The sequence below is a fragment of the Streptomyces sp. NPDC008079 genome (genome assembly GCF_042957385.1).
Taxonomy (GTDB): domain Bacteria; phylum Actinomycetota; class Actinomycetes; order Streptomycetales; family Streptomycetaceae; genus Actinacidiphila.
On the sequence record NZ_JBIBIC010000001.1, the window covers coordinates 305,563 to 322,285 of the forward strand.

Annotated in this window: 17 protein-coding genes; 7 read left to right on the plus strand and 10 right to left on the minus strand. The window is 73.3% G+C overall.

What is annotated here, in order from left to right; translation table 11 throughout:
* Window positions 1-999 carry a MerR family transcriptional regulator gene (locus tag ACFZAM_RS01185; protein WP_391041828.1) on the plus strand — a complete coding sequence of 333 codons (999 nt, stop codon included), beginning with the start codon at window positions 1-3 and terminating at the stop codon, window positions 997-999.
* A gap of 209 nt (window positions 1,000-1,208) precedes the next feature.
* A complete protein-coding gene (locus ACFZAM_RS01190) occupies window positions 1,209-1,400 on the plus strand; it encodes an antitoxin (RefSeq protein ID WP_355339710.1) in 192 nt (63 codons plus the stop codon).
* Between the two features lie 176 nt (window positions 1,401-1,576).
* On the opposite strand, the gene ACFZAM_RS01195 is transcribed toward ACFZAM_RS01190, so the two are convergent.
* The 3 genes from ACFZAM_RS01195 to ACFZAM_RS01205 form a co-directional block, all read right to left on the minus strand.
* Window positions 1,577-2,026: a type II toxin-antitoxin system PemK/MazF family toxin gene (locus tag ACFZAM_RS01195; protein ID WP_355339707.1), complete on the minus strand. Its 450-nt coding sequence runs from the start codon at window positions 2,024-2,026 to the stop codon at window positions 1,577-1,579.
* A 142-nt stretch (window positions 2,027-2,168) separates the two neighbouring features.
* The gene (locus ACFZAM_RS01200) at window positions 2,169-3,152 is read right to left on the minus strand and encodes an aldo/keto reductase (protein ID WP_391041830.1); all 984 of its coding nucleotides are present in this window, start codon (window positions 3,150-3,152) and stop codon (window positions 2,169-2,171) included.
* Between the two features lie 9 nt (window positions 3,153-3,161).
* Complete coding sequence (locus ACFZAM_RS01205; protein WP_391041832.1) at window positions 3,162-4,028, minus strand: hypothetical protein; 867 nt, start codon at window positions 4,026-4,028, stop codon at window positions 3,162-3,164.
* Window positions 4,029-4,193: 165 nt separating this feature from the next.
* Here ACFZAM_RS01205 and ACFZAM_RS01210 point away from each other — a divergent pair, with 165 nt between their 5' ends.
* The 3 genes from ACFZAM_RS01210 (at window position 4,194) to ACFZAM_RS01220 (ending at window position 6,669) form a co-directional block, all read left to right on the plus strand.
* Window positions 4,194-4,547: a hypothetical protein gene (locus ACFZAM_RS01210; protein WP_355339698.1), complete on the plus strand. Its 354-nt coding sequence runs from the start codon at window positions 4,194-4,196 to the stop codon at window positions 4,545-4,547.
* Window positions 4,548-4,739: 192 nt separating this feature from the next.
* Window positions 4,740-5,612, plus strand: coding sequence for a slipin family protein (locus ACFZAM_RS01215; protein WP_355339695.1), 873 nt, complete (start codon window positions 4,740-4,742; stop codon window positions 5,610-5,612).
* Window positions 5,613-5,661: 49 nt separating this feature from the next.
* Complete coding sequence (locus ACFZAM_RS01220; protein ID WP_355339692.1) at window positions 5,662-6,669, plus strand: aldo/keto reductase; 1,008 nt, start codon at window positions 5,662-5,664, stop codon at window positions 6,667-6,669.
* A gap of 610 nt (window positions 6,670-7,279) precedes the next feature.
* Here the strand turns inward: ACFZAM_RS01220 and ACFZAM_RS01225 are convergent.
* The 6 genes from ACFZAM_RS01225 to ACFZAM_RS01250 all read right to left on the minus strand — a co-directional run bounded on the left by ACFZAM_RS01225 (window position 7,280) and on the right by ACFZAM_RS01250 (window position 14,246).
* Window positions 7,280-8,878 carry an ATP-binding protein gene (locus tag ACFZAM_RS01225; protein ID WP_391041835.1) on the minus strand — a complete coding sequence of 533 codons (1,599 nt, stop codon included), beginning with the start codon at window positions 8,876-8,878 and terminating at the stop codon, window positions 7,280-7,282.
* Window positions 8,879-8,882: 4 nt separating this feature from the next.
* Complete coding sequence (locus ACFZAM_RS01230; protein WP_355339686.1) at window positions 8,883-9,620, minus strand: response regulator transcription factor; 738 nt, start codon at window positions 9,618-9,620, stop codon at window positions 8,883-8,885.
* Window positions 9,621-9,688: 68 nt separating this feature from the next.
* Window positions 9,689-10,507 carry a hypothetical protein gene (locus ACFZAM_RS01235; RefSeq protein WP_391041837.1) on the minus strand — a complete coding sequence of 273 codons (819 nt, stop codon included), beginning with the start codon at window positions 10,505-10,507 and terminating at the stop codon, window positions 9,689-9,691.
* A gap of 51 nt (window positions 10,508-10,558) precedes the next feature.
* Window positions 10,559-11,779 (minus strand): ABC transporter permease, encoded by a 1,221-nt coding sequence (locus tag ACFZAM_RS01240; RefSeq protein ID WP_391041839.1) that lies wholly within the window; start codon window positions 11,777-11,779, stop codon window positions 10,559-10,561.
* A complete protein-coding gene (locus ACFZAM_RS01245; protein WP_391041841.1) occupies window positions 11,776-12,891 on the minus strand; it encodes an ATP-binding cassette domain-containing protein in 1,116 nt (371 codons plus the stop codon). Before ACFZAM_RS01245 ends, ACFZAM_RS01240 begins: the two co-directional genes overlap by 4 nt.
* Window positions 12,888-14,246, minus strand: coding sequence for an HlyD family efflux transporter periplasmic adaptor subunit (locus ACFZAM_RS01250; RefSeq protein ID WP_391041843.1), 1,359 nt, complete (start codon window positions 14,244-14,246; stop codon window positions 12,888-12,890). The genes ACFZAM_RS01245 and ACFZAM_RS01250 overlap by 4 nt, the downstream gene beginning before the upstream one ends.
* Before the next feature lie 319 nt (window positions 14,247-14,565).
* Between ACFZAM_RS01250 and ACFZAM_RS01255 the strand changes: the two genes are divergently transcribed.
* A complete protein-coding gene (locus tag ACFZAM_RS01255) occupies window positions 14,566-15,252 on the plus strand; it encodes a hypothetical protein (RefSeq protein WP_391041845.1) in 687 nt (228 codons plus the stop codon).
* 162 nt (window positions 15,253-15,414) lie between these two features.
* Complete coding sequence (locus ACFZAM_RS01260) at window positions 15,415-15,888, plus strand: carboxymuconolactone decarboxylase family protein (protein ID WP_355339668.1); 474 nt, start codon at window positions 15,415-15,417, stop codon at window positions 15,886-15,888.
* A gap of 70 nt (window positions 15,889-15,958) precedes the next feature.
* On the opposite strand, the gene ACFZAM_RS01265 is transcribed toward ACFZAM_RS01260, so the two are convergent.
* On the minus strand, window positions 15,959-16,672 hold the full coding sequence (locus ACFZAM_RS01265) for an SDR family NAD(P)-dependent oxidoreductase (protein ID WP_391041847.1): 714 nt from the start codon (window positions 16,670-16,672) through the stop codon (window positions 15,959-15,961).
* Window positions 16,673-16,723: the final 51 nt, after the last annotated feature.

Genomic DNA, 16,723 nt, shown 5'->3' on the forward strand with positions numbered 1-16,723 from the left:
GTGCCGCCTGACCGTTTGTGGACCATCGGGGAACTCGCCGAACGCGCGGGCGTCACCGTCAAGACCGTCCGCTACTACTCCGACCGCGGCCTGCTCCCCGAGGCGCGCCGCAGCAGCGGGGGCCACCGCAGGTACGGCCCCGCCGCGCTCGACCGGCTCCGCACGATCCGCTCCCTGCGCGGCCTCGGCCTCGCGGTCCCCGACGTCCACCGGGTCCTCGACGAGGACGACCGCGCGAGCGCGGCCGGGGCCGACGCGGCGGCCGACGTGCTCGACGGCCTGATCGCCGGGCAACTGCGCGAGGTCGGCGCGGGCCTGGCCGCCCTGCGCTGGCGCGAGGCCGCGCTCCAGGCGCTCCAGGACTGCGGCCCCGGGGAGCGCGCCGAGCGGCTGCTGCTGGTCGGCGCGCTGCCGAGCCCGCCCAGCACCGCCGCCATGGCCCGCTTCTGGCGGCGCTGGCTGCCGCCGCGGATGCCCGCCCGGCTGGTCTCGGCCATCCTCGACGGGACGATTCCGCAGCTCCCCGAGGCGCCGACCCCGGCGCAGGCCCTGGCCTTCGCGCGCCTGCACGCGCTGGTGTCGGGGAGCTGCGACGGTGCGGGAAAGATCTCCGGAAAAGCCTCCGGCACGAGCCCCGGCGACGGCCGCGACCCCACCCAGCCCGCCGCGCACCGGCCCGAGGAGGGCTACCGCCCGGCCGTCCTGTACGACGGCCTCATCGAGGCGTACGGGCTCGCCGCCCCGCACCTGCGGGCCGGGCGGCGACCGCAAGAGGGCGAGGCGCTGGACTGCTTCGTCGCCGCGTACGCCCGCTCGCGCGGCGCCCGCGACACCCCGGCCTTCCGCCGCCGCCTCGGCGGGGTGCTCGGCGCGGACCCCCGGATCGACCGCTACTGGCAGCTCGCCGGGGAGCTGTTCGGCCCGGCGGAGCCGACCCCGGGCAGCACGCACGACTGGCTGCTGGCCGCGCTGGACGGCGCGACCGCCGAGGCCGCCTGAGCCGTACGCCGGTACTTCAGTAAGCCAACACGCCAATACGCCGGTACGCGGATACGTTCACCGGACCGTACGCCGCGGAAACGCTCCGGAAGGCGTCCCCGGAGAGCGTACGAACTCGTCCGGACCTGTCCGGAATGCGAAAACCTTCGGGGGCCCCGATGCTGGGAGGGCAACGGGGAGAGCAAGGCGTTCCCCCAAGGAGGGCAGCCATGTCCATGCTCGACAAGCTCAAGGGCCTGCTGAAGGGTCACGAGGACCAGGCGCACCAAGGCGTCGAAAAGGCCGGTGACATGGTCGACAAGAAGACCGGCGACAAGTACAGCGGCCAGGTCGACCAGGTCCAGGACAAGCTGAACGACCAGCTCGGCGGCGGCACCCGTCCGTCGAACGAGCAGCCGTAACCGTACGACGCGGCCGGCATTCGTACGGCGTACGCGTCGACGTACGGGCAGCCGCGTCCACCGCCGCGGAGGTGGACGCGGCTGCCCGACGCGTCAGCCCGACGCGTCAGCCCGACGCGTCAGCCCGACGCGTCAGCCCGACGCGTCAGCCCGACGCGTCATGCGCGACCGGGGGCTCACGCCCAGCCGTACAACTCCTTGAGCCGGTTCACGACGAGGTTGAACCTGCCCCGGTCCAGGGCGCACGCCTCGCGCCGCATGCCCTGGTCGTGCAGGCGCAGGACGCGGTCGACGGCGACCCAGGACTCGCGGCCCTCACGGTCCCAGGGCCCGGTGCCGATCGGCACCCACTCGTGGTCGTTGTCGTGGCGCTTGCTGGAGAGCTGGACGGCGAGCACCGTGCCGCCCGCCTCGCGCGCCACGACCAGCACCGGCCGGTCCTTGCCGCGCCCGTCGTTCTCCTCGAACGGCACCCAGGTCCAGACGATTTCCCCGGGGTCGGGGTCACCGTCGTGATCCGGCGCGTACGACGTCCGCACCCGGCCCACCTCGCGCGGCTCCGCCTCGGTGGTGGCGTACGGCCCGCTGGCGCCGGGGAATTCAGCATTGGCAGCATTCGCAGTCATCCGCAAGACGGTAGGCCCTGCGGGCGGCGGCCCGGCGAGCGGGTCGGCACCCGTCGGTCACGAACCGCCCGGCGGCGCACCCGTGCCTCAGCCGTGCCTCAGCCGCGCCTCAGCCGCGCCTCAGCCGTGCCTCAGCCGTGCCTCACCAACGGCCGTGCACCTGCGCCCTGATGCGGCGGTCGTACAGCTCGCGCACCGCGTCCAGCGTGGCGTCGGTCAGCGGCGGCAGCGCGGCAGCGGCGGCGTTGGCCCGCGCCTGGGCGACATCGCGCGCGCCGGGGATGACGCTGCTGACGCCCGGCTGCTGGATGATCCAGCGCAGCGCCGTCTGCGCGGGCGTGGCGCCCTCGGGCGCGAGCGCGGCGAATTCGGCGGCGGCGTCGAGGCCGGTCTCGAAGTCCACGCCGGAGAAGGTCTCGCCCTGGTCGAACGCCTCGCCGTGCCGGTTGTACGTACGGTGGTCGTCGGCGGCGAAGACGGTGTCGCGGGTGTACTTGCCGGTGAGCAGCCCCGAGGCCAGCGGCACCCGCGCGACGATGCCGACGCCCGCCTCGGCCGCCGCGGGCAGCACCGCCTCAAGCGGCTTGAGGCGGAAGGGGTTCAGGATGATCTGCACGCTCGCGACGCCGGGCCGCGCGATGGCGGTCAGCGCCTGCTCGCACGTCTCGACGCTCACCGCGTACGCCGCGACGCGCCCCCGCGCCACCAGCGTGTCCAGGGCGTCGTACATCTCGTCCGAGGAGTAGACGGCCGTGGGCGGGCAGTGGAGCTGCACCAGGTCGAGGGTGTCGACGCCGAGGTTCGCGCGCGAACGGTCGTTCCAGGCGAGGAAGTTGGCCAGTACGTAGTTCTCGGGCACCTGCTCGGCCCTGCGGCCCATCTTGGTGGCCACGAACACCCCGGCGTCCGGGCGCTGCTTGAGATACCGCCCGATGAACTGCTCGCTGCGGCCGTCCCCGTACACGTCGGCCGTGTCGAAGAAGGTCACGCCCGAGGCGACGGCCGCGTCCAGCACGGCGAAGGCGTCCGCCTCGCGCACCTCGCCCCAGTCGGCACCCAACTGCCATGTCCCGAGCCCGACGACGGACACCTTCCGGCCCGTCCTGCCAAGAATCCGCTGCTCCATGCGGCGATGCTACGTCGCCGGTGTCCGGTCGGCGCTCGTGGCGTCCGCCGGTCGCCCGGCCGGTCGCCCCGTCGGTCGCCCGGCCGGTCGCCCCGTCGGTCGCCCGGCCGGTCGCCCGGTCCGGCGCTCCGCGCTCCTGCGGCGGCACGCGAGGAAGAACCCGAGCCCCGCCAGGAGCGCGGGGGCGATCATCTCGGCCGTCAGCGAGGCCAGCCAGTCGGGGTTGATCCGGTCGGTCATGCCGCTGGTGTACTGGCAGGTGGCCTGCGGCGGAAAGAAGCTGTACGTCACGGTGCGCGGCGGGCCGCTGCCCCAGTCGGCGCCCGCCGAGCACGCGGAGGACGGCCCGGCCAGCAGTTTCCAGCCCGCCAGCGCGTAGATCATCAGGAAGAAGGAGCCGGTGACGAAGAACGCCGCCCCCGTACGGCGGACCTTCTCGTCCCGCGACATCGGCACGACCAGCTCGCTGGCGAAGGCTCCGCGAAGCGGCGGCTCGAAGCACTCGGCGAGCAGCGCGAGGAACACGCACGCGGTCATGAACAGCAAGGCGGCCCAGAGCAGTCCGGTGAGCAGCGCGCCGCCGCCGACGGAGGTCACGTCGCCGTCGCGGAACTCGCAGACGGTGGCGGGCGGAAACGCCTGGTTCCGGGTGCGCACCAGCGGGCCGGGGCCCTTCGTCATCCCCTGCGCGCACCGCTCGTCGAACTCCATCATGCCGAACAGTGCGACCGCGAGGCCCAGTGCGAGCACCGCGAAGGCCGCGCCCGCGCCCAGCCACAGCAGGCCCGTCCGATAGCCGCCGTACGCGCCGTATCCGCCCTGCCCGGCGGGGCCGCCCCGCGCGCTCCGCCCGCCGTCCATCCGCGCGTAAGACATTCGCGCACAGTAACCGACGGCCGCCGCCGGTGACCCGGCCTTGGGAAAACCCACGCAGGGGCCCGGTACGGTCACGGGGAGTGAGCCGTTTGCGGGGCGGGGGGACGGGCGTACGCTCGTCCGGGGAGAGGGATAAAAGGGACTAAAGGGAGCGAGGTGGTGGCCATGACGATCATGGGGTCGCGTCACCGTGGGACCACGGACCCTGAGGATTGGGAGGCCAGTCACCGCAGGGCCCTGGTGCTGAGCGAGGTGGCGGCGGAGGGGATGGTGGGGCTGTCGCGAGTGCTGCGCAGGGCGGCGGCGGGCGACGAGGACGCGGCGGGCATCCGGGTGGAGGCGCTGCTGCGGGCGCTGCCGGGCATGGGGATGTTCGACAGCCACTACCTGCTGGTGCGGGCGCACATCCGCGAGTCGGGGCTCGCGGGGGAGCTGAGCCCGGGGCAGCGCGTGGCGCTGGTGGAATTCGTCGAGCGGGCGCGGCACCTGCACGACCCGGTACCGCCGTGGGCGGCCTGACCACCCGGCTCACGTCCTGGCCCCCAGAAGTTCGAGTCGGCCGACAGTCGGCCGAGGAGTCGGCCCGCGACCGGTGACAGCCCCCGGAAGCGGCTGCCGGAGTAGGCTGAAAGTGCAGGTGAGCGTGGCGGTGCGGCACGTGCCTGTGCGGCGCGCGCCTGTCTTCGGCCACGCCGAAAGGTCGTGAGATCGATGGTTGCTCTGATCACTGTGCTGGTGGTGGTCGTCCTGATCGGACTGATCCTGCTCGCCATGAGCCTGCACGATGTGCAGCAGTACGAGCGGGGCGTCGTCTTCCGCTTCGGACGTCTGCTGCCGAACCTGCGGCAGCCGGGCCTGCGGACGATCCGCCCGATCGTCGACCGGATGCGCAAGGTCTCCATCCAGACCGAGGTGCTCGGCGTCCCGGCGCAGGGCGCCATCACCGGCGACAACGTGACCGTGACCGTCGACGCCGTCGTCTACTTCCGGGTCCTGGACCCGGTCAAGGCCCTGGTCAACGTGCACGACTACCCCAGCGCCGTCTCCCAGATCGCGCAGACCTCGCTCCGGTCGGTCATCGGCCGCGCCGACCTCGACACGCTGCTGTCCGACCGCGACCACGTCAACGCCGAGCTGAAGACGGTGATGGACGAGCCGACCGAGGAGCCCTGGGGCCTGCGGATCGAGCGCGTGGAGATCAAGGACATCGCGCTGCCGGAGTCGATGATGCGGTCGATGTCCAAGCAGGCGGAGGCCGAACGTGAACGGCGGGCCCGTGTCATCGCGGCCGAGGGCGAATTCCAGGCGTCGCAGCGCCTGACCGATGCCGCCGCCACGATGGCCAACACTCCGGGCGCCCTCCAACTGCGGCTGCTGCAAACCGTGGTGGACGTCTCCGCCGAGAAGAACAGCACCCTCGTGATGCCGTTCCCGGTCGAGATCCTGCGCTTCTTCGACCGCGTGGCCGGGGACACGGCCACCGACGGCGCGGGCCACGCGGAACCGGACACCGGCCCCGACGCCCGTACGGGCCCGGTCGACGAGAACGTCCCGCCGGACCGGCCGAGGCTCGTCCATCACTGAGACCCGCCCCTTGCGATAGAGCGCACTCCAAGGTGTTGGCTGTGGAGCCATGAAGTACACCCAGCTCGGCCGCACCGGCCTCAAAGTCAGCCGTCTCGTCCTCGGCACCATGAACTTCGGCGGGCAGACCGACGAGCCCGGCAGCCACGCGATCATGGACACCGCGCTGGACGCGGGCATCAACTTCTTCGACACGGCGAACATCTACGGCGTGGACGAGCGCAAGGGCCGCACCGAGGAGATCCTCGGAAGCTGGTTCGCCCAGGGCGGCGACCGCCGCGACAAGGTGGTGCTGGCCACCAAGCTGTACGGGAACATGACGCAGGGCAACCCCTGGCAGGAGGAGCCCTGGCCGAACCACCAGCGGCTGAGCGCCCTCAACATCCGCCGCGAGGTGGAGGCCAGCCTGAAGCGGCTGGGCACCGACCACATCGACGTCTACCAGTTCCACCACATCGACCGGGCCACGCCCTGGGACGAGATCTGGCAGGCGATCGACGTCCTGATCCAGCAGGGCAAGGTGCTCTACGCCGCCTCCAGCAACTTCGCCGGCTGGCACATCGCGCAGGCCAACGAGGCGGCGGCGCGGCGCGGTTCGCTCGGGCTCGTCAGCGAGCAGTGCCTGTACAACCTCTTCGAGCGCACCGCCGAGATGGACGTCCTCCCGGCCGCCGAGGCGTACGGGCTCGGTGTCGTGCCCTGGTCCCCGCTGCACCAGGGGCTGTTGGGCGGCGCCATCCGCAAGTCCCGTGAGGGGGGCGGCTCCCGCACCCACGCCGGGCGCTCGGCGCGGGGCCTGGCCGATCCGGTGGTCCGCGACCAGGTTCAGCGCTACGAGGATCTGCTCGCCGAGCACGAGCTCGACCCCGGGGAGGTGGCCCTCGCCTGGCTCCTCACCCGGCCCGCCGTGACCGGGCCCATCATCGGGCCCCGCACCCCCGCCCACCTCGACGGCGCCCTCCGCGCCCTCGATCTCCACCTCTCCGTGGACCTTCTCGCCGCCCTCGACGCCATCTTCCCGGGCCCCGGCCCTTCCCCCGAAGCCTTCGCCTGGTAGCCCCGGCCGCCGCCGCCCGGGCGGCTCAGCCACGTGCCTTTAGGGGCGCGGGGAACTGCGCCACCAGCCACGACGCTCCCGCACCTCACCACCCGCCCCAGCGGGGCAGACCGGTTGTCCCCGGACCACCGGCCGGTGGTGGGTTGCTCGCGCAGTTCCCCGCGCCCCTAACGGGGCCCACCCCCTTTCGCCCGGACGGCGAGCCGATCCTTTAAGGGGCGCGGGACTGTTCCTGATCTGCGGCTGCCGCCGCGTGGGCGCGCTCAGCCACGTGCCGTTAGGGGCGCACCGTCTTTCGTCCGGGCGGCGAGCCGATCTTTAAAGGGGCGCGGGGAACTGCGCCACCAGCCACGACGCTGCCGCAGGTCACCACCCGCCCCAGCGGGGCAGTTCGGTGGTGTCCGGACCACCGGGCCGGTGGGGGCTGGCCGCGCAGGTCACCGCGCCCCTAACGGGGCCCACCGTCTTTCGCCCGGGCGGCGAGCCGATCCTTTAAGGGGCGCGGGGAACTGCGCCACCAGCCACGACGCTGCCGCAGGTCACCACCCGCCCCAGCGGGGCAGATCGGCTGTCCCCGGACCACCGGGCCGGTGGGGGCTGGCCGCGCAGGTCACCGCCCGCCCCGGAGGGGCAGTTCGGTGGTGTCCGGGCCACCGGCCGGTGGGGGCGGGGAAGCGGAGGGGAGGCGGAGGCGGAAGAGGGCGCCTTGGCCGGGAGCCGTGTCGAGCTCGATGTACCCACCGTGAGCGGCAGCGAACGCGGCACAGATGGAGAGCCCGAGACCGGCGCCGCCCCCGGCGCCCCGGCTGCGGGAGGCGTCCACGCGGTAGAAGCGTTCGAAGACCCGCGCGGCCTGGTCGGGCCCGAGCCCGGGCCCGGCGTCGGCGACTTCGAGGACCCCGTGTCCGCCGACGGTGCCGACGCCGATCCGGACGGGCGTGCCGGGAGGCGTATGGGCGACGGCGTTGCCGACGAGATTGGCGACGACCTGCCGCAGCCGGGCCTCGTCACCGAGCACGGGTGCGGGACCGGGACCGGGACCGGAGCCGGAGCCGGACCCTGACCCACCCGGCCCGGTGAGGGAGACCGGCCGGGACGGATCGAGGGCGGTCGTGTCGTGCAGGGCGTCCACGGCCAGGGTGCGCAGGTCCATCGGGGCGAGCTGCACGGGCCGCTGCTCGTCCATCCGCACCAGCGTCAGCAGATCCTCGACCAGGCCGCCGAGCCGTACGGCCTCGCTCTCGATCCGCGTCATCGTCCGCTTCACGTCGGCCTCGTCGGGCAGCGCGCCCATGCGGTACAGCTCCGCGAAGCCCCGGATACCGGCCAGCGGAGTGCGCAGTTCGTGGCTGGCGTCGGCGACGAACCGGCGCATCTGCTTCTCGGACTCCGCGCGCGCCGCGAAGGCCGACTCGATCTGCGCGAGCATCCCGTTGAGCGCGGCGGACAGCCGCCCGGCCTCGGTGCGCGGGGACGCGGCGGGCATACGGTGCGACAGCGGGCGCCCGGCGGCTATCTCGGCGGCGGTGGCCTCGATCTGCCGCAGCGGCCGCAGCCCGGCCCGTACCGCGAACCAGCCCGCCACCCCGAGCAGCGCCGCGACCACCGCGCCGATCAGCAGGAACGCGGTGCGCAGGTGGGAGGCCGTGGAGGACACCTCGTCCAGGGACGCGGCGACCACGACGCCCGCGGGCAGGTCGGCGGAGGGGGCGGCCGTGCCCGCGGCGACCGGTTCGATCAGCACCCGCCACCGCCCGCCGCCGTGGTCGCTGGCGACGTCGAACGGCTTGCCCAGCCGCTCGCGCAGCGACCCCGCGTCCATCGTCGGCCACAGCGGGCGCGGGTCCCCGGCCGAGACCGGCAGCCGGAACTGGTCGGAGACCCGCCCGTCCGCCGCGGCGAAGGCCACCACGAACTGGCTGGGCAGCCACGGCCGCGGCGCGCCGGGCCCCGGCCGTACGTAGCGCGGCGCGGGCACCCCGTCGGTGCCGAGCCGCCGCGCGAGCGGTTCGCCGTACCGCTGGAGCTGCTGGTCGACGCGCCGCACCTGCTGGCCGCGGACCGTGCCGAGGACGACGGTGTCGCTGACGGCGAGGCCGAGCAGGACGAGGACCAGGCAGAGCAGCACCAGCCGGGAGCGCAGCGAGAGCGCGGAGAGCCGCAACGAGCGGAGGGACCTGAGGGAGCTGAGGGACCGCACGGTGCGCACGGCGTCAGCCCTGCGGTCGGCGCAGCACGTACCCGACGCCGCGCACCGTATGGATCAGCTTGACCGTGCCGTCGGCGCCGGAGTCGACCTTGCGGCGCACGTACGAGATGTACGACTCGACGATGCTGAGGTCGCCGCCGAAGTCGTACGCCCACACGTGGTCGAGGATCTGGAGCTTGGACACGACGCGGTCGGCGTTGGCCATGAGGTAGGCGAGCAGTTTGAACTCTGTGGGTGAGAGGGAGACCGGGCGGCCGGCGCGCAGCACCTGGTGGCCGACCGGGTCCAGCTCCAGGTCGCCCGCGACCAGCCGCCCCTCGTCGGTGGGGCCGCCGGTGCGGCGCAGGATCGCGCGGATGCGGGCGATCAGCTCCTCCAGGCTGAACGGCTTGGTGACGTAGTCGTCGCCGCCCGCCGTCAGGCCGCTGATCTTGTCGTCCACGCCGTCCTTGGCGGTCAGGAACAGCACGGGGAGCCGGTCGGCGGCACCGCTGCCGGGGCGCGCGTGCGGCCCCGACTCCTCGCGCAGGTGCCGGACGACCGCGAAACCGGTCATGTCGGGCAGCATCACGTCGAGGACGACCAGGTCGGGGCGCTCACGGGCGACGGCGGCCAGCGCGTCGGCGCCCGAGGCGGCGGAGACCACCTTGAAGCCGACGAAGCGCAGGGACGCGGAGAGCAGTTCCCTGATGTTGGGCTCGTCGTCGACGACCAGCAGGCTGGCCTCGGGCGTCGTGTCCATGGAGTCCTCCTGGCCCCCGTCGTACGGTGCGGTTTCGCACCGTACGCTCCCGTCCTGTGAAGGCGGGGTCAGTTGCCCGTACCGCCGCCCGAGCCGCCCGAGCCGCCCGAGCCGCCCGCCGTACCCGTACCGCCGCCCGCGCCTCCGGCACCTCCGGCACCGCCACGGCCGCCGAAGCCTCCGAAGCCGCCGCCGAAGCCGCCCGCGGTGGCCGCGCCCTCGGTGACGGTGGTGGCGGCGATGTCGCCTGAGGAGTTCGCGCTGCCGCGTACGGTCACACTCTGGCCGGGCTGGAGATCCGAGGTCTTGCCGTCCTTGGTGACGGTGACCTTCGTGGAGCCGCCGGTGGTGACCTTGACAATGCTGCCCTGGGCGTCGGTGACGTAGATGGTGTCGCCGTCCACCAGCTTGACGGTGCCGACGGTGACGCCGGAGCCGGTGCCGCCGGTGCCTGTGCCGCCGCCCGCGCCGGGAGCCGCGCCCGGCGCCGTACCGGAGCCCGTACCCGTACCGGAGCCCGTGCCCGTACGGCCGTTGGCGCCCGCGAAGGCCGAGGCGAAGTCGCGGGCCGCTGCCGAACCGCCGCCGGACGAACGGCCGTTGAGGTGGTTCTTCTCCACCAGCGCGCCGCCCGCGAAGGCCGCCGCGGCGACGACGCCCGCGGACAGCAGCAGCGTCAGCCAGGGCAGTTTGCGGCGCGGCGGGGCGGCCAGCTCGGCCGAGATGTCACGGGCGTCCGGCGGCTCGGACAGGACGTCCTCCGGCCGTTCGGTGAGCACCGCCTCGCCGGGCCGCTCGACGATCTCCACCTCGCCGAACGTGTCGGTGAGCGGCAGCAGCTCCGTGTCGGCGTCGGCCTTCACGAGTTCGGTGCGGCGTCGCGCCATGTCCGGTTCTCCCTCGTCCCTCGTACGTCGTGCGGTGTGGTGGTGGACGGCCTACTCATGGCGCAGGGCCTCGATCGGCCGCAGGGCGGCGGCCCGGTTGGCGGGGTAGCCGCCGAAGAACAGGCCGATGGCGACCGCGATGGCGAAGGCGCCCCACACCGACTCCGGGATGATCACCGGTTTGATGCCGACGATCGTGAAGCGCGAGCCGATCAGTCCCGCCACCACCCCGAGCCCGCCGCCGACCAGCGACAACAGGGTCGACTCGGCGAGGAACTGCCCGAGGATGACGCCCTTGGGCGCGCCGATCGCCTTGCGGATGCCGATCTCGCGGGTCCGCTCGGTGACCGTCACCAGCATGATGTTGGTGATGCCGATCCCGCCGACCAGCAGCGAGATCGCCGCGACCGCGCCGAGCAGCACCGTGAACGTCCTGTTGGTGTCGGACTGGGTGCTGAGCAGCGACTGCTGGCTGCTGACCCGGAAGTCCAGCGCGTTGGCGTCCTTGATGCCGTGCGTGCCCATCAGGATCGTGGTGATCTCGTTCTGCGCCGGGGTCGTCGCGTCGGCCGACGTGGCCTCCACCAGGATCTGGTTGACCGAGCCGAAGCCGGTGAAGGCGTTCTGCACGGTCGGCAGCGGCGCGACCAGGATGTCGTCCGGGTCCTGGAAGCCGGTGCCGCCCTTGGTCTCCAGCACGCCGACGACCGTGAACGGCGTCCCGCCGAGCACCACCTTCTTGCCGACCGGGTCGGCCGTGCCGAACAGGTCGGTGGCCGTGGTCGAGCCGATCACCGCCACCTTGCGGGAGTTGAGGACGTCGTCGGCGCTGAAGTAGTCGCCCTTGGCGACCTTGCTGTTGGACGCCTTGAAGTACGCGGGGTAGGTGCCGACGACCTGCGCGACGTCGTGCGAGGTGCCCTCGTACAGCGCGGTCTGCGAGGACGTGGTCACCTCGGGGGCGACGGACTCGATGCTGGGCGCGGCCGTCGGGTCGGCGAGCGCCCGCGCGTCGTCCACGGTCAGCGGCTTGACGGTGGTCGCCGACGAGGACGAACCGCCGCCGAATCCGGCGCCGGAGGAGATGGTCAGCGAGTTGGTGCCCAGCTTCTCGATGGAGTCCTTGACGGACTGCGAGGAGCCGTTGCCGACCGCGAGCAGGATGATGACGGCGGCGACGCCGATCAGGACGCCGAGCATGGTCAGTCCGGAGCGGACCTTGTTGGCGGCGAGGCCGCCGAAGGCGAAGCGGAGGGTCTCGAAGGGGTTCACGCGGTGCCCCCGCTTCCGAAGCCGTTGCCCGTATTGCCTACGCCCGTACCGCCGTTGCCTGTGCCGCCGCTGCCCGTACCGCCAATGCCCGTCCTGCCGTTGCCGTGGCGGCTTCCGGTGAGGGCCTGACGCCGGCCGCCGGTTACCGGGTCCTGCGGGTGGTGCGCGGCGAAGGACGCAGGGTCGCGCAGCGCGGGCGGCGGGCCGTCGGCCGGTGCCTGGCGCCGGTCCTCGACCACCTGGCCGTCGACCAGCGTGATCACCCGCTTGGCGTGCCGGGCGACCTCGTCCTCGTGCGTGATCAGTACGACGGTGCGCCCGGAGGCGTTGAGCCGGTCGACGATGGCGAGCACTTCCTCGGTGCTGTGGCTGTCCAGGTTTCCGGTCGGCTCGTCGGCGAGCAGCATGGCCGGTGCGGTGACCAACGCCCTTGCCACGGCGACGCGTTGCTGCTGGCCGCCGGAGAGTTCGTTCGGCCGGTGGTCGACGCGGTCGGCGAGGCCGACCAGCGCGAGCGCCGCCAGCGCGCGCCTCCTGCGCTCGGCGGACCGCACACCCGCGTAGGCCAGGGGGAGTTCGACCTGCGCGAGCGCGGGGGTGCGCGGCACGAGGTTGAACGACTGGAAGACGAAGCCGATCTTACGGTTGCGGACGAGCGAGAGCTGGTGCTCGTCCAGGCCGCCGACGTCGATGCCGTCGAGCAGATAGCGGCCCTCGGTGGGGATGTCGAGGCAGCCGAGGATGTTCATCAGGGTCGACTTGCCGGACCCGGAACTGCCCATCACGGCCACCATGTCGCCCTGTTCGACCAGCAGATTCACGCCGGGCGAGACGCCGGTGACGGGGTCGGGGTCGCCGCCGAGCGCGCGCACGGCGGCGTCGCCGTGCCCGTACGTCTTCAGCAGCGACCGCACCTCGATGACCGGCGGGCGGCCCCAGGGGCTGTCGTCGTCCTCTCCGACACCCGCGGTTTCCTCGCGGCCCGAGATCTGCTCGACGCCCGAGGTCTGCTCGGCGCCCGAGGTCTCTTCCGCGCCCGGACTCTCTTCGGCGTCACCGGTACGGGCGCCGGGCCGCAGGCCGCCGAGGCGCTGCCGCAGGGCGGGCCTCATCCGCGGCCACCGCCGGCACCGCCGCCACCGCCGGTACGGAAACCGCCGCCCCCGCCGCCGATCCGGTTCGCGCCGCCGCCGAGGCCGCCGGGGAAGGCGCCGCTCGGGAAACCGCCGTTGCCGGAGGACGCGACCGTGGCGATCTGCACCTGCTGGCCCTCCTTCAGACCGCTGGTGATCTGGTCGGCGGTGTCGCCCTCGACGCCGACGGTCACGGACGTACGGGTGGTGCTGCCGTCGGAGTTGACCACCGTGACCGTACGGTTGGCGCCGGTACCGGAGACCGCGGCGGTCGGCACGTTCAGCGCGCCGGACGCCGAGCCGGTGATCACCTGGATACTGGCGCTCAGGCCGGTCCGCAGATCCGCGGTGGGGCTGGTGATGGCGAGCGTGGCCGCGTACTGCACGGCGCTGCTGCTCCCGCCGCCGCTGCCGCTTCCGCTGCTCACCGGGAGCGAACTGACCGACAGCACCTTGGCGTTGAGCACCGTGCTCGACTGCGCGTTGAGGGTGACGGTGGCGGGCTGGCCCGCCTTGACCTTCAGCGAGTCGGCCTCGGAGAAGTTCGCCGTCACCTGCATGCCGGTGGGGTTGGTCAGGACGACGAAGCCGGACGGGGTGCTGGAACCGCTGCTGCTCGACGTGGAGTTGGAGCTGCTGGAGTTCGAGCCCTGGCCGCCCGAGCCGCTGCCGGTGCCGCCGGTGCCCGACACCGTCTGGCCCTTGGCGGCCGAGACCGAGGCGACCGTGCCGGACACCGGGGCCTTGAGCGTGGTGCCGTCCACCGCGCGCTGGTCGGCGTCCACGGCGTTCTGGGCCTGGGTCAACTGGGCCTGCGCCTGGGCGAGTTGGGCCGGGTCGACGGTGTAGGTGGGGGACGGCGTGGGCGTCGAGGCGGCGTCCCGCGAGCCGCCGGAGCCGGTGTTGGAGCCCGTGCCGGAGCCGGTGGCGGAGGTGACCAGCTCGCCCGCCTCGACCTTGGTGAGGTTGGCCCGCGCCGCCGTCAGCGTCGCCTGGTCCTGCTGCAACGTCTCCTTGGCGTCGGTCGGATCGACCTTCGCCAGCACCTGGCCCTTGGTGACCTTGTCGCCCGGCTTCACGTCGACCTCGGTGAGCGTGCCGCCCGTGGTGAAGTCCACACCGGCGTCACTGGGCGAGGCGAGCGTGCCGGAGCCGGACACGGTCGCCAGCACCGTGCCCTTGGACACCGTCACCACGCGCGCGCCCGTACCACGGGTGTTGCCGCTGTCACCGTTGTTGACCGCCGCGTAGGCGCCGCCTGCGCCCGCGAGGACCACCACGCCGAGCACCGAGTTGATCAGGACGGCCCTGCGCCGCCGTGGGAGCACCTTCATGGCGCGCATCCTGGCCGCCGACGCCTTTGATGGCCTGGGAGAAGGCTGGGAGTTTCCTGGGAACGGCGCCGTGCGCGAGGCCGCCCCGCCACGGCACGAAGCGGTCGCTTTACGTCTCAACCGGACCGTACGGCGGGCCCGTACGGGTCGCGACGGCCGATTCGCGCGCCCCGGCTCCCCGGGAACTCACAGCTCGCGCCCTGGCTGTGCCTAACTCGCGGCGGTTCACTCATGCGCCGCCACTCATGGGTGCTCGTGTCCCGCGCGTGCGCGTGGGTGAGCGGCGCCCCCCGCCCCCGCATCCGAGGAGACCACGGTCATGACCCTGACCACCACCCGGCAGTCCGCGCGCCGCTCCGCGCTGCGGGCGGGCGCGTGCGTCGCCGTCCTCGCCTCGGGCGCGCTGCTGCTCACCGCCTGCTCGTCGTCGGGCTCCTCGGGCTCGGCGTCCGCCGACGCGAAGGCGTCGTCCTCCTCCTCGCCGTCGTCCTCCGCCAAGGGCGCCTCCGGCGGCGCGCAGGACATGGCGGCCTACCGCGACTGCCTCTCCCAGCACGGCGTGAAGCTGCCGTCCTTCTCCGGCCGCCCCTCCGACCGCGCGTCCGGCCGCCCCTCGGGCCGTCCCTCGGGCCGTCCCTCGGGCCGCCCGAGCGGCGGATTCGGCGGGGGCTCAGGCGGCTTCGGCGGTTTCGGCGGCGAGTCCGCCGACCCGGCCACCCAGAAGGCCATGGAGGCATGCGCCTCGCTGCGCCCCCAGTTCAACGGCCAGCGCGGCGGCGGCCCCGGCGGCGACAGCTCCGCCTTCCAGGCGTTCACGAGCTGCCTCAAGGACCACGGCGTCACCCTCCCCACCCCCTCCCCCAACGCCTCCGGCTCCCCCACCACCCGCCGCGGCGGCTTCGGCTTCGGCGACCTCAACACCTCCGACCCGAAGACGGCCAAGGCCTACACCACCTGCAAACCCCTCCTCCCCACCCGCCCGCCCGCCTCCCCCTCAGCGACATAACCGCCCTCCCGCCCGCCCCCGCCCCCGGAGGGGAGACGGGGGTCACTTCGGGGGGCGGTCACATCGGGGTGGGGCGGGGCGTCAGGGAGGTGCGTGCGCCGGGGACGTCGTGGAAGGGCGGCGGCGGCGCGGAAACGCACGAGCCCGAGGAGTAGTAACGCCATGGAAGCCCGTCTGAACCTTTTCGAGAGCCCGCTCGCCGCGAAGTCGCTGCGGCACCTCACCGCGGCCGGCAAAGTGCTGGCGGACTCGACGGTGCCGCTCGCCACCCAGGAACTGGTACGGCTGCGCGCCAGCCAGATCAACGGCTGCGGATTCTGCACCGACATGCACACCAAGGACGCGGCGGCGGCCGGGGAGACGCAGCAGCGGCTCAATCTGGTGGCCGCGTGGCGCGAGGCCAAGGTCTTCACCGACGCCGAGCGCGCGGCCCTGGAGCTGGCCGAGCAGGGCACCCGTATCGCCGACGCGGCCGGGGGCGTCGCGGACGAGGTGTGGGCGAACGCCGCCAAGCACTACAACGAGGAGGAGCTGGCCGCCCTTGTCACGGGCATCGCCCTGATCAACGCCTTCAACCGGCTGAACGTGATCATTCAGCAGCCGGCGGGGGACTACGAGCCGGGCATGTTCGGCTGAGACCCAGCCGGGCGGCACCCGCGGCCCCGGCGTACAGGGGCCGTCGGGGCCGCCCCGTCAGGGGCCGCGGCTACCAGGGCAGCGGCCCCTCGGCGTCGAAGTACCCGCCGGTCGGGCCGTCGGCCGGCACCTGCGCCATCCGGACGATGATCTCGGCGCCCTGCTCGACCGTCTGGACCCCGGTGTTCCCGTTCAGATCGGTCTTGGTGAAACCGGGCTCGACGGCGTTGATCCGCATCTCGGGGAACGCCTTCGCGTACTGCACCGTGATCATGTTCACGGTGGTCTTCGACGCCGGGTACGCGACGCCCGGATACGCGTAGGCGGGGGTGCCGGGGGCGCTGAGCCGGGACAGCGAGGCCAGCCCGCTGCTGAGGTTGACCACGACCGGCGCGGCCGAGCGGCGCAGCAGCGGCAGGAACGCGTGGGTGACGCGCACCAGGCCGAAGACGTTCGTCTCGAACGTCTCCCGCATGACGTCGGCGGTCAGGTCGGCGGCGCCGACGACGCCGTTTTCGGCGGTCCTGCTCTCGATGCCCGCGTTGTTGACCAGGACGTCGAGGCCGCCGTCCGCCGCGATCGCCTCGGCCGCGGCCCCGACGGACGCGTCGTCGGTGACGTCGAGCCGGACCGCCCGCGCGCCCGCGCCCAGCCGCTCGACGGCCTCCCGCCCGCGGTCGGCGTCCCGGCTGCCCACGTAGACGGTGTGCCCCGCGGCCAGCAGGCGGCGGGCGGTCTCGAAGCCGAGGCCCTTGTTCGCTCCGGTGATCAGTGTCGTTGTCATACGTCCACGGTGCGGCAGGCCCGCCGGGGCAGCCAGTGGCCCGGTCTTCCT

Coding starts and splice junctions, on each gene's coding strand:
- ACFZAM_RS01260 (WP_355339668.1), top strand. CDS start 15,415: ATGGAAGCCCGTCTGAACCTTTTCGAGAGCCCGCTCGCCGCGAAGTCG.
- ACFZAM_RS01190 (WP_355339710.1), top strand. CDS start 1,209: ATGTCCATGCTCGACAAGCTCAAGGGCCTGCTGAAGGGTCACGAGGAC.
- ACFZAM_RS01255 (WP_391041845.1), top strand. CDS start 14,566: ATGACCCTGACCACCACCCGGCAGTCCGCGCGCCGCTCCGCGCTGCGG.
- ACFZAM_RS01250 (WP_391041843.1), bottom strand. CDS start 14,246: ATGAAGGTGCTCCCACGGCGGCGCAGGGCCGTCCTGATCAACTCGGTG.
- ACFZAM_RS01235 (WP_391041837.1), bottom strand. CDS start 10,507: ATGGCGCGACGCCGCACCGAACTCGTGAAGGCCGACGCCGACACGGAG.
- ACFZAM_RS01195 (WP_355339707.1), bottom strand. CDS start 2,026: ATGACTGCGAATGCTGCCAATGCTGAATTCCCCGGCGCCAGCGGGCCG.
- ACFZAM_RS01265 (WP_391041847.1), bottom strand. CDS start 16,672: ATGACAACGACACTGATCACCGGAGCGAACAAGGGCCTCGGCTTCGAG.
- ACFZAM_RS01200 (WP_391041830.1), bottom strand. CDS start 3,152: ATGGAGCAGCGGATTCTTGGCAGGACGGGCCGGAAGGTGTCCGTCGTC.
- ACFZAM_RS01210 (WP_355339698.1), top strand. CDS start 4,194: ATGACGATCATGGGGTCGCGTCACCGTGGGACCACGGACCCTGAGGAT.
- ACFZAM_RS01220 (WP_355339692.1), top strand. CDS start 5,662: ATGAAGTACACCCAGCTCGGCCGCACCGGCCTCAAAGTCAGCCGTCTC.
- ACFZAM_RS01230 (WP_355339686.1), bottom strand. CDS start 9,620: ATGGACACGACGCCCGAGGCCAGCCTGCTGGTCGTCGACGACGAGCCC.
- ACFZAM_RS01245 (WP_391041841.1), bottom strand. CDS start 12,891: ATGAGGCCCGCCCTGCGGCAGCGCCTCGGCGGCCTGCGGCCCGGCGCC.
- ACFZAM_RS01205 (WP_391041832.1), bottom strand. CDS start 4,028: ATGTCTTACGCGCGGATGGACGGCGGGCGGAGCGCGCGGGGCGGCCCC.
- ACFZAM_RS01215 (WP_355339695.1), top strand. CDS start 4,740: ATGGTTGCTCTGATCACTGTGCTGGTGGTGGTCGTCCTGATCGGACTG.